This is a genomic window from Micromonospora orduensis, assembly GCF_006228125.1.
In the GTDB taxonomy this organism is placed as follows: Bacteria; Actinomycetota; Actinomycetes; order Mycobacteriales; family Micromonosporaceae; genus Micromonospora; species Micromonospora orduensis.
On the sequence record NZ_VDFY01000101.1, the window covers coordinates 19,427 to 30,209 of the forward strand.

Consider the following 10,783-nt stretch of genomic DNA (forward strand, 5'->3'; position numbering starts at 1 on the left):
AACATTTACCGCCGGTTGCGCCGTCGGCGTTGACGTCATCGGATCGACCGTGATTACTTCACTGCAAACCTTTGCAGGATCACCGGGGAGGCCACCGAATGTCATCCAGAGCCGGCGGACGGGTCCGGTACGCCGTCGTCGGCACCGGCGCGCGGGCCGAGATGTTCGTGCGCGCCCTGGTGCTCGACCACAGCGACACCACCGAGCTGGTCGCCTTCGCCGACACCAACCAGGCACGGATGGACGCGCACAACCGCTGGCTGGCCGAGCTGGGTCACCGTCCGGTTCCCACGTACCCGGCCGGTGACTTCGCGGCCATGCTGGACTCCGAACGCGTCGACGTCGTCCTGGTCACCAGCGTCGACGTCACCCACGACGAGTACGTGGTGGCCGCGCTGCGGGCCGGCCGGGACGTGGTGACCGAGAAACCGATGACCGTGGACGCGCCGCGCTGCCGGCGCATCCTCGACGCGGTGGCCGAGACCGGCGGCCGGGTGACAGTCGCCTTCAACTACCGCTACAACCCGTTGCACGAACAGGTCCGGCGGCTGCTCGCCGAGGGCGCGGTCGGCGAGATCGGCTCGGTGCACTTCGAGTGGCTGCTCGACGTCCGCCACGGCGCCGACTACTTTCGCCGCTGGCACCGCGACAAGGCCACCTCCGGCGGCCTGATGGTGCACAAGGCCAGTCACCACTTCGACCTGGTCAACTGGTGGCTGGCCGCCACCCCGGTCGAGGTGTACGCCGCCGGCCGGCTCTTCTTCTACGGCGACGGTGGCCGCCGGCACGGCTACGCCCGCGGCTACGAACGGGCGCACGGCTCCCCCGCCGCCGTCGACGACCCGTTCGCGCTGCGACTCGACGCGCACCCCCGGCTGCGGGAGTTGTACCTCGACGCCGAGGCCGAGGACGGCTACCAGCGCGACCGCAACGTCTTCGCCCCAGGCGTGAGCATCGAGGACGACATGGCGGTGCTCGCCCGCTACTCCACCGGCGCCACGATGACCTACCACCTCACCGCGTACGCCCCCTGGGAGGGCTACCGGGTGATGGTCAACGGCAGTCGAGGCCGCCTCGAACTGGAGGTCACCGAGAACGACTTCGTCGACCGGGGCACCGCCGGCGCGGTCAAGGGCGCCGCCCTGCACGGCGTCGAGGCGCCGGCCGAGGGCGGTGGCGCGACGCTCACGCTGCGCCCGTTCTGGGAACCGCCCCGGCAGATCCCCGTGCAGGGCCGTACCCGGCACGGCCACGGCGGCGCGGACGCCCGGATGACAGGCGTGCTCCTGGGTGGCCGGCCCGACCCGCTGGACCGCGCCGCGACCGCCCACGACGGCGCGTTGGCCCTGCTCACCGGCCTGGCCGCCAACCGGTCCTTCGAGACCGGTCAACCGGTCCGGGTCGCCGACCTGCTCACCCTCTCCTGACCACCGACGAGGAGCCCCGCCCCGTGCCGACGTCCGACCACACCGACCTGCTCCTGCCGTCCGAGCCCGGCCAACGCGCGCTGGCCCGGGAGCTGTACGCCCTCGCGGCGGAGCAACCGATCATCTCGCCGCACGGGCACGTCGACCCGGCCCTGCTCGCCGAGGACCAGCCCTTTCCAGACCCGGCGCGGCTGCTCATCGTGCCCGACCACTACCTGACCAGGATGCTGCTCAGCCAGGGCGTACCCCCGGCGGACCTGGGTGTGCCCACCCGCGACGGCAGCCCGACCGAGAGCGACGGCCGGGTGATCTGGCGGCGGTTCGCCGCGCACTGGCACCTGTTCCGGGGCACCCCGTCGCGGCTCTGGCTGGAGCAGACCTTCCGCACCGTGTTCGGCGTGCACACTCCCCTCGGTCCGGCCACCGCCGACACCCTCTACGACGAGATCGCGGCCCGGCTCGCCGAGCCGGACTTCCGGCCCCGGGCGCTGTTCGAACGGTTCGGCATCGAGGTCCTCGCGACCACCGAGTCCCCGCTGGACGACCTGGGGCAGCACGCCAAGCTCGCCGCCGACGGCTGGGGCGGGCCGGGCGGCCGCGTCGTCACCACGTTCCGCCCGGACGACGTGGTGGACATGGAGTTCGACGGCTGGACGACGAACGTGCGGCGCCTCGGCGAGCTGGCCGGCGAGGACACCGGCGCGTACACCGGCTACCTGGCGGCGCTGCGCGCCCGCCGGGCCGCGTTCATCGCCGCCGGGGCGACCTCGTCGGACCACGGGCATCCCACCGCGCGCACCCTGGACCTGACCCCGGCCGAGGCCGAGCGGCTCTACGACCGGGGCCTGCGCGGCGAGGCCGACGCGGCCGACGCGGAGGCCTTCCGGGCGCACATGCTCATGGAGTTCGCCCGGATGTCGCTCGACGACGGCCTGGTCATGCAGCTGCATCCCGGCGCGGTACGCAACCACAACCGCTGGCTGCACGCCCGACACGGCCGCGACGTCGGCGGCGACGTCCCGCAGGCCACCGAGTACGTGCACGCGCTCGCGCCGCTGCTGGAGCGCCACGGCAACGACCCTCGACTGCGCGTGGTGCTCTACACCCTCGACGAGGACACCTTCACCCGCGAGCTGGCCCCCCTCGCGGGTGGGTACGCGGCGCTGCTGCTCGGCGCGCCCTGGTGGTTCCTGGACTCCCCCGAGGTGCTGCGCCGATTCCGGGAGACGGTCACCGAGAGCGCCGGCTTCTACAACACCACCGGGTTCGTCGACGACACCCGGGCGTTCTGCTCCATCCCGGTCCGGCACGACGTGGCCCGCCGGGTGGACGCCGGTTTCCTGGCCCGGCTCGTCGCCGAGCACCGGCTGCCGATGGACGAGGCCGCCGAGACCATCGTCGACCTGGCGTACCGGCTGCCCAAGCGGGTCTTCAACTTCGGAGAGGCTGACCAGTGACCACCACCATCACGTCCGTCGACGTGCACGACGTGCGGTTCCCGACCGCCGCCCGGGGCGACGGCTCCGACGCCATCAACCGGGGTGACTACTCGGCGACGTACGTCGAGCTGGGCACCGACGCCGGACCGGTCGGCGCGGGGTTCACCTTCACCAACGGCCGGGGCAACGAGATCACCTGCGCGGCGGTGCAGGCGCTGTCCCACCACGTGCGGGGACGCACGATCGAGGAGATCGCGGCCGAGCCGGTGACGTTCTGGCGTTCGCTCAGCGCCGACGTGCAGTTGCGCTGGCTGGGCCCGGAGAAGGGCGTCATCCACATGGCGACCGGCGCTCTGGTCAACGCGGTGTGGGACCTGCGGGCCAGGATGGCCGGCAAACCGATGTGGCGGTTCCTCGCCGAACTGCCCACCGACGACCTCGTCGCCAGCATCGACTTCCACCACATCACCGACGCGCTCACCCCCGACGAGGCGGCGGCCATCCTCGACAAGGGACGCGACGGGCTGGCCGACCGGCTGGCCACGCTGGAGCGCGACGGTTTCCCGTCGTACACCACCTCGGTCGGCTGGCTCGGCTACCCGGACGACAAGGTGCGGGCGCTGACCCGGCAGGCGTACGACGGCGGCTGGCGGGCGATGAAGATGAAGGTCGGTGGCCCGCTCGTCGACGACCTGCGCCGGGCGCGGATCATCCGGTCCGAGATCGGCCCGGACGCGCTGCTGATGATGGACGCCAACCAGGTCTGGGACGTCGACGAGGCGATCACCGCGATGACGGCCCTCGCGGAGGTCGACCCGTACTGGATCGAGGAGCCGACCCACGCCGACGACATCCTCGGCCACGCCCGGATCGCCCGCGCGGTCACCGAGCTGACCGGCGGCCGGTGCCGGGTGGCCACCGGCGAGGTCGCCGCCAACCGGGTGATCTTCAAGCAGTTGCTCCAGGCCGAGGCGATCGGCGTGATGCAGGTCGACGCGTGCCGGGTCGGCGGCGTCAACGAGGTCCTGGCCGAGCTGCTGCTCGCGGCGAAGTTCGGGGTGCCGGTCTGCCCGCACGCCGGCGGTGTCGGGCTCTGCGAGTACGTCCAGCACCTGGCCATCTTCGACTACCTACGGGTGGGCGCCAGTCTGGACGGACGGATGATCGAGTACGTCGACCACCTGCACGAGCACTTCGTCGACCCGGTGCGTACCCGCGGTGGCCGGTACCTGTTACCCGAGCAACCCGGCTACAGCGCCACCATGAAGCCGGCGTCGGTCGCCGAGTTCCGCTTCCCGGACGGTCCGGCGTGGCGGTGACCGTCGGCGCCTCCCGGCTCGGCCTGGGTGTGCTGCGCCGACTGCCCGTCGAGGCCCGTCCGCTGATCCGGCCGGGCACCGTGCCGACCGGCGTCGTCCACCTGGGGTTGGGCGCGTTCCACCGCGCGCACCAGGCCGTCTACACCGAGGCGGCGGTGGGAGCGGTCGGCGGCGACTGGGGCATCGTGGCGGTCGCCCCCCGCAGCACCGCGCTGGTGGAGGCCCTCGCCGGGCAGGACAACCTGTTCAGCGTCAGCACCCTCTCGGCCGCCGGCAGCACCACCCGGGTGGTGGGCGCGCTGAGCGGCGTACGCCACGCGGCCAGCGACCCGGACGCGGTGGTGGCGCTGCTCGCCGACCCGGCGGTACGGGTCGTGACGCTTACCGTCACCGAGAAGGCGTACCAGCTCGACCCGGTGACCGGCCAGCTGTCCCCGGATTCGGCGCTCGCCGCGGACCTGGCCGGCGGCCGCCCGCCGACCACCGTGCCGGGCCTGCTGCTGCGTGGGCTGGCCGCCCGGGCCGCCGCGGACGCCGGGCCGCTGGCCCTGGTGAGCTGCGACAACCTGCCCGCCAACGGTCGACGGCTGCGGGGCCTGGTGGACCAGGCGGTCGGCAGCGCCACCGGGGTGCCCGCCGGGCTGGTCGACTGGGTCGCCGGCAACGTCACCTGCCCGGGGACCATGGTGGACCGCATCGTGCCGGCCAGCACCCCCGACACCATCGACGCGGCCCGGCGGGCGCTGGGTGTGACCGACCTGGCGGCGGTGGCGGCCGAGCCGTACGCGCACTGGGTCATCGAGGACGACTTCCTGGGCGGACGGCCGGGCTGGGAGCACGCCGGGGCGGTGCTCACCGGCGACGCCGGGCCGTGGGAGCGGTTGAAGCTGCGCGGCCTCAACGGCGTGCACTCGGCCGTGGCGTACCTGGGGGCCCTGGCCGGCCGGGAGACGATCGCCGACGCCCTGGAGATCCCGCACCTGACCGACGTGTTGCGCCGCCTGATCGCCGAGGACGTCGCGCCCAGTTTCACGCCGCCCGAGGGGGTGCGGGTGGTCGACTACGGCGAGCAGGCCCTCGCCCGGTTCGGCAACCCGGCGATCCGGCACCGCACCCTGCAGGTGGCGATGGACGGCTCGCAGAAGTTGCCGCAGCGGGTCCTGCACACCATCGCCGACCTGCGCGCCACCGGGCGGTCCGCGCGCTGGGGCGCGCTGGTCGTGGCGGCCTGGTTGCGCTTCGCGCTGGGGTACGCCGACGACGGCCGGCCGCTGCCGTTCCAGGACCCGCTCGCCGGGCCGATCCGGGCCGCGCTGGACGCCGGCGCGCAGAGCCCGGCCGGCGCGGTGGACGCGGTCTTCGCGCTGCGCGAGGTCATCCCGGCCGAGGTGGCCGGCGACGACGAGGTACGCGCCGAGGTGACCGCCTGGCTGACCGCCCTGGAACGCCACGGCGTCGAGGCCACCCTGGCCGGTGTCCGGTGAGCGGGCGCCTACCGCCGGCCGGTGCCCGGTGAACGGGGCGGCGCCGCCGACGCGGGTGGCGGTGATCGGGGCGAACGGGCACGGGCGGTGGCACCGCCGGGTGATCGCGCCGATGCACGCCGACGGCCGGTTGCGTCTGGTCGCGCTCGTCGACGTCGAGCCGGTGCAGGACGACCCGGAGGCGCCACTGCCGCCCGGGGTCCAGGTGTTCACCGACCACCGGGCGATGCTCGCCGCCACCCGGCCGCAGGTGGTGGTCATCTGCACCCCGCCGCACACGCACCTGCCGATCGCCCGCGACGCCCTCACCGCCGGCGCCGACCTGCTGCTGGAGAAACCGCCGGTGCTGTCCCTGGCCGAGCACGACGAGCTGACCTGGGCGTTGACCACCGCCGGCCGGGTGGCCCAGGTCGGATTCCAGGCGCTCGGTTCGGCGGCGCTTACCGCGTTGACCGACGCGCTGGCCGCCGGCCGTCTCGGCACGGTCACCGGAATCGCCACCGTCGCCGCCTGGCAGCGCCCGGACGCCTACTACGCCCGTTCCGCGTGGGCCGGCCGGCGCACGCTGAACGGGCGGCCGGTGCTGGACGGCGCGCTGGCCAACCCGTTGGCGCACGCGGTGATGCAGTGCCTCGCCGTCGCCGAGTCGCTCGGCGGGGCGCCGCCCTGGCCGGTCGCGGTCGAGGTGGAGCGATACCGGGTCCGGCCCATCGAGGTGGAGGACACCGCCGTGCTGCGGATCCGGTTCCGCGCCGGCCCTCCGGTGCTGGTCGCGGTCACCCTGGCCGCCGAGGAGTTCGTGGCCGGTGAGGTGGTGGTGACCGGCACCGGGGGGCGGGCGGTGCTGGAGTACCCGACCGACCGGCTGCGGCTGCCCGGTGACGTGGTGACCCGCCGGGTCCCCGGCCGGCAGGGTCTGCTGGAGAACCTGCTCGCGCACCGGGCCGACCCGCTCGGGGCGCCGCTCATCGCGCCGCTGTCCCGTACCGCCCCGTTCACCGCGCTGCTCGAGGCGCTGCGGGCCGCGCCGGAGCCACGACTGCTCGACGGCGACCTGGTCGTCGGTGTGGGCGACGGCGGCGATCGGGTCCGCCACCTGCGGGGCGTCGTGGACGTGCTGCGCCGGTCAGCCGAGCAGGGGGCGCTGCCCAGCGAACTGGGCGTGCCGTGGGCGGTGCCCGCGTACCGCGCCGAACTGACCGACAGCCGCCCCAACCACCACCACTGATCTGGGAGAGACCGATGCGCAGAATCCTCGCGGGCGCCACGGTGACCGCCCTCCTCCTCGTCGCCGCGCCGGCCGGGGCCGCGGCCCGACCCGACCGGCTCGGCGGGTTGGCTCAGCAGATCGGGCGGCAGACCCTGCCAGACCGGGACGGCTGGGCGGCCGACGGCCCCGGCACCACCGGCGGGTCGGCGGCCACACCGGAACGCACCCGCGTGGTCGGCAGCCGTGCCGAGCTGGTGGCCGCCCTGGGCGGCGACAACGCCGGCAACGCCTCCGACGCCACCCCGAAGTTGATCTACGTCGACGGTGACGTCGACGGCTTCGAAGGACCCGACGGCACCCCGCTGGACTGCGCCGACCTGGCCGACCCCGGGTACCGGCTGGACGCCTACCTGGCCGCGTACGACCCGGCGGTGTGGGGTCGGGTGCCGCCGGCCGGCCCACTGGAGGAGGCCCGGGTCCGGTCGGTGGCGAACCAGACCCGCCAGACGCAGATCAACGTGGGCCCCAACACGACGATCGTCGGGCTGCGCGGCGCACGGCTGACCGGACTCACCCTCATGATCGACCGGGCGTCCAACGTCATCGTCCGCAACCTCACATTCGTCGACGCGCGGGACTGCTTCCCCGCCTGGTCACCGACCGACGGCGAGGCCGGCAACTGGAACAGCCAGTACGACCAGATCTCCGTACGCCGCAGCGAGAACGTCTGGGTCGACCACAACACCTTCACCGACGGCGACAACCCGGACAGCGCCCAGCCGGTGCACTTCGGCCGGCCGTACCAGGTGCACGACGGCTCGCTGGACATCACGCACACCGCCAGCGGAGTCACCGCCTCGTGGAACCGCTTCACCGGGCGGGACAAGCTGATGCTGATCGGCTCGTCCAACACCGTCGGCCCGGACGTGGGACGGCTGAAGGTCACCCTGCACCACAACCTCTTCGACGGCGTCCTGCAACGGCTGCCCCGGGTGCGCTTCGGCCAGGTCGACGTCTACAACAACCACTACCGGCTCGGCGGCGACGACTTCCAGTACGCGCTTGGCGTCGGCGTGCAGTCGGCGATCTACGCGCAGAACAACTTCTTCACAGTGGACGCGGACCTCGACCCGGCCGACCTGCTCTACGACTGGGGCGGCACCGCCCTCAACGAGCGGGGCACCTGGGTACGCCAGGGCGGTGGCGCGGCGCGGCCGGTCGACCTGCTGGCGGCGTACAACGCGGCGCACGACCCCGATCTGGGCGCCGACGCGGGTTGGACGCCCACCCTGCGCCACGGCCCGGTCCTGCCGGCCCCGTTGGTCCCCCTCGTGGTCGGTCCCCTCGCCGGCGCCGACCGGCTGCCGATGTGAACAGCCGACCCGCCCGCGCCGGGGCCATCGAAGTGGTGATGATCGGCTATAAGTGACGCATGGACTTCCCGCCGCACCTGGGCAGCATGCCGATGCACGCGATCACGGAGATCCACGGTGAGCCGGGCCTGCTGGAACGCTTCCGGCTGGAGATCCAGCAGTTCGACGCCGACGCCCGCGCGAGGCTCACCGCCGCGCTGGACCTCGCGGCCGACCTGCACCGCGACGACCGGCGGGTGCGCGAGCCGTACCTCAACCACCTGCTGCGGGTGGCCATCCGGTTGATGCACCACTACCAGGTGCGCGACGTGGACGTGATCGTCGCCGGTGTGCTGCACGACTCGGTCGAGGACCACCCGGCCGAGCTGGCCGACGGCGAGGCGGGCACCGACCAGACAGCGGCGGCGCTGAACGCGCTCGCCGCGCGGTTCGGGCCGCGGGTGGCGGCGCTTGTCGCCGCCGTCACCAACCCGGCGTACGACCCGGAGCGTGACCGGAACACCCAGTACCGGGAGCACCTGGCGGTCAGCCTGGAGCGGGAGCCGTGGGCGCGCGTGATCAAGGTGTCGGACTTCACCGACAACGGCGTGGGCGTGATCCACACGGTCGGGCCGAAGGTGGTCTCCTCGGCCCGTAAGTACCGGCCGCTGGTGCCGCTGTTCCGCGATCTGATCGGCCGGCCGGACACCCCGCTGTCGCCGGCGGTGAAGCGGCACATCTTCGGCCAGCTCGACCTGGCCGAGGAGCGGTTCAGCGCCATCCTGGACCAGCCGGCCCTCCCTAACTGACCAGGTCAGGGCATCACTCGACCGGGTTCTGCGACAAGTTCTCAGATCCCGGGGACGCCTCCCGGCCGTACGGTTGGTTTTGCACCAGATGCGAACCAAGAGACCTCTTGGTCGAAATGCCTGGTGCGACCCGATCGAGAGGATGTGACCATGCGCGACCTTTCACGGCGCGATCTACTCAAGGCGACAGCGGTTGGCGCCGGGGCGGTCGCTCTGCCGGGCATGATGGTCGGCGGCAGCTCGGCGTTCGCCACGGACGGCCCCGGCCCGTCCGGTGCCACCTACCCGCCCGCGAAGCTGACCGGCCGCATCGTCCGCCCCCAGAGCCCCGACTACGCGGAGGCGAGCCTCGGGTGGGACGAACTGTTCGTGCGCTACCCGCTGGTCATCGTCTTCGCCCAGGAGACCCAGGACGTGGTGAACGCCCTCACCTGGGCGCGGCAGCACGACGTCGCGCTGCGGGTGCGCAGCGGCCGGCACAGCCTCGAAGGCTGGTCGAACGTCGACAACGGCATCGTGATCGACGTCAGCGAGCTGAAGGACGTCCACATCGACACCGCGACCCGTACGGCGAAGGTCGGCGCGGGGCTCAACCAGTTGGAGGCGGTGACCGCGCTCGGGGAGTACGACCTCGCGGCGACGACAGGCACGGAGGGAACCGTCGGCCTGTCCGGTGCGACCCTCGGGGGCGGCTTCGGGTTCCTCACCCGGTATCTCGGCATGGCCTGCGACAACCTGATCGGCGCGGAGATCGTCGTCGCGTCGGGTGTCAACGGCGCGAAGGTACTCGAGGTGGACCCGTGGAACCACCCGGATCTGCTCTGGGCCCTACGCGGAGCCGGAAACGGCAACTTCGGGATCGTCACCTCCCTGACGTACAAGGTGGCGCCGCTCAAGAGTGTCGCGTACCTGCAGGCGACCTGGTCGGGTCTCGACGACCTGCACGGAGTCTTCGACACCTGGCAGCGCACCGCACCGTTCACCGATCCCCGCCTCGGCAGTCAACTCGAGGTCCACCCGACCGAGATTCTGCTGTTCGCGGTGCTCGCCGAGGGGTCGGAGACCGAGGCGAGGAGGTTGCTGGAGCCGATTCTCTCGATCGGCAAGCCCGAGGTCACTGTGCAGATCGGCGGTTGGGGCGAGACGTACGCCGGATTTCAGATCCCGAACGACGAAGAGCCGGCGAAGTGGAAGTTCTTCTCACAGTTCACCAGGGAGCCGTTCCCGACGAAGGCGATCAGCGCCATCCGCGAGTTCATGGAGAACGCACCGTCGCCGGACAGCAACTTCTTCACCCAGGCCTTCGGGTCCGGAGCCCAACGACAGGAGCCCTTTGGCGGGGCGGCCTTTCCGCACCGTGACGCGCTGTTCTACTCCGAGCCCGGCGCGGGCTGGGGCACTCGCGGCGAGCCCGACAGCGATGACGCGGTCACCCCGATCGCCCAGACCTGGATCGCCGAGTTCAGCCAGGCGCTACGTCCCTACGTGGACGGCGCCTACGTCAACGTGCCGAACATCGGCATGGCGGAGTGGGAGAAGGCCTACTGGGGGCACAACTTCACGCGACTGCGCAAGATCAAGGCGAAGTACGACCCACACAACGTCTTCCAGTACGAGCAGAGCGTCCCGCCCGCGACATCCTGACCGGCCTCACCGGCCCGACCGGCCCGACCGGCCCGACCGGCCCGACCTGCGATGCGGGAGGCACGCCACCCCGCACCGCCGGATCACCTCCCACCCCAC

The 10,783-nt window shown here is 72.6% G+C and carries 8 protein-coding genes; all 8 read left to right on the forward strand.

Annotated features, from left to right (window positions below; genetic code table 11):
• Window positions 1–98 precede the first annotated feature (98 nt).
• The 8 genes from FHG89_RS06155 to FHG89_RS06190 all read left to right on the forward strand — a co-directional run bounded on the left by FHG89_RS06155 (window position 99) and on the right by FHG89_RS06190 (window position 10,684).
• Window positions 99–1,427: a Gfo/Idh/MocA family protein gene (locus tag FHG89_RS06155; RefSeq protein ID WP_139583386.1), complete on the forward strand. Its 1,329-nt coding sequence runs from the start codon at window positions 99–101 to the stop codon at window positions 1,425–1,427.
• A gap of 23 nt (window positions 1,428–1,450) precedes the next feature.
• Window positions 1,451–2,884 (forward strand): glucuronate isomerase, encoded by a 1,434-nt coding sequence (uxaC, locus tag FHG89_RS06160; protein ID WP_139583387.1) that lies wholly within the window; start codon window positions 1,451–1,453, stop codon window positions 2,882–2,884.
• Entirely contained in the window at window positions 2,881–4,185 is a 1,305-nt protein-coding gene (locus FHG89_RS06165; RefSeq protein ID WP_139583388.1) for an enolase C-terminal domain-like protein, read from the forward strand. The genes uxaC and FHG89_RS06165 overlap by 4 nt, the downstream gene beginning before the upstream one ends.
• Window positions 4,176–5,669, forward strand: coding sequence for a mannitol dehydrogenase family protein (locus FHG89_RS06170; RefSeq protein ID WP_139583389.1), 1,494 nt, complete (start codon window positions 4,176–4,178; stop codon window positions 5,667–5,669). Before FHG89_RS06165 ends, FHG89_RS06170 begins: the two co-directional genes overlap by 10 nt.
• Before the next feature lie 28 nt (window positions 5,670–5,697).
• Window positions 5,698–6,897 (forward strand): Gfo/Idh/MocA family protein, encoded by a 1,200-nt coding sequence (locus FHG89_RS06175; protein WP_139583393.1) that lies wholly within the window; start codon window positions 5,698–5,700, stop codon window positions 6,895–6,897.
• A 14-nt stretch (window positions 6,898–6,911) separates the two neighbouring features.
• Window positions 6,912–8,252, forward strand: a complete 1,341-nt coding sequence (locus tag FHG89_RS06180) for a pectate lyase family protein (RefSeq protein WP_139583390.1) — start codon at window positions 6,912–6,914, stop codon at window positions 8,250–8,252.
• A gap of 59 nt (window positions 8,253–8,311) precedes the next feature.
• A complete protein-coding gene (locus FHG89_RS06185; protein ID WP_139583391.1) occupies window positions 8,312–9,040 on the forward strand; it encodes an HD domain-containing protein in 729 nt (242 codons plus the stop codon).
• 150 nt (window positions 9,041–9,190) lie between these two features.
• Complete coding sequence (locus FHG89_RS06190; protein WP_139583392.1) at window positions 9,191–10,684, forward strand: FAD-binding oxidoreductase; 1,494 nt, start codon at window positions 9,191–9,193, stop codon at window positions 10,682–10,684.
• Window positions 10,685–10,783: the final 99 nt, after the last annotated feature.

Bases quoted from the DNA above. Each gene is read 5' to 3' on its own strand.
- FHG89_RS06185 (WP_139583391.1), top strand. From the start codon at position 8,312: ATGGACTTCCCGCCGCACCTGGGCAGCATGCCGATGCACGCGATCACG.
- FHG89_RS06155 (WP_139583386.1), top strand. From the start codon at position 99: ATGTCATCCAGAGCCGGCGGACGGGTCCGGTACGCCGTCGTCGGCACC.
- FHG89_RS06180 (WP_139583390.1), top strand. From the start codon at position 6,912: ATGCGCAGAATCCTCGCGGGCGCCACGGTGACCGCCCTCCTCCTCGTC.
- FHG89_RS06190 (WP_139583392.1), top strand. From the start codon at position 9,191: ATGCGCGACCTTTCACGGCGCGATCTACTCAAGGCGACAGCGGTTGGC.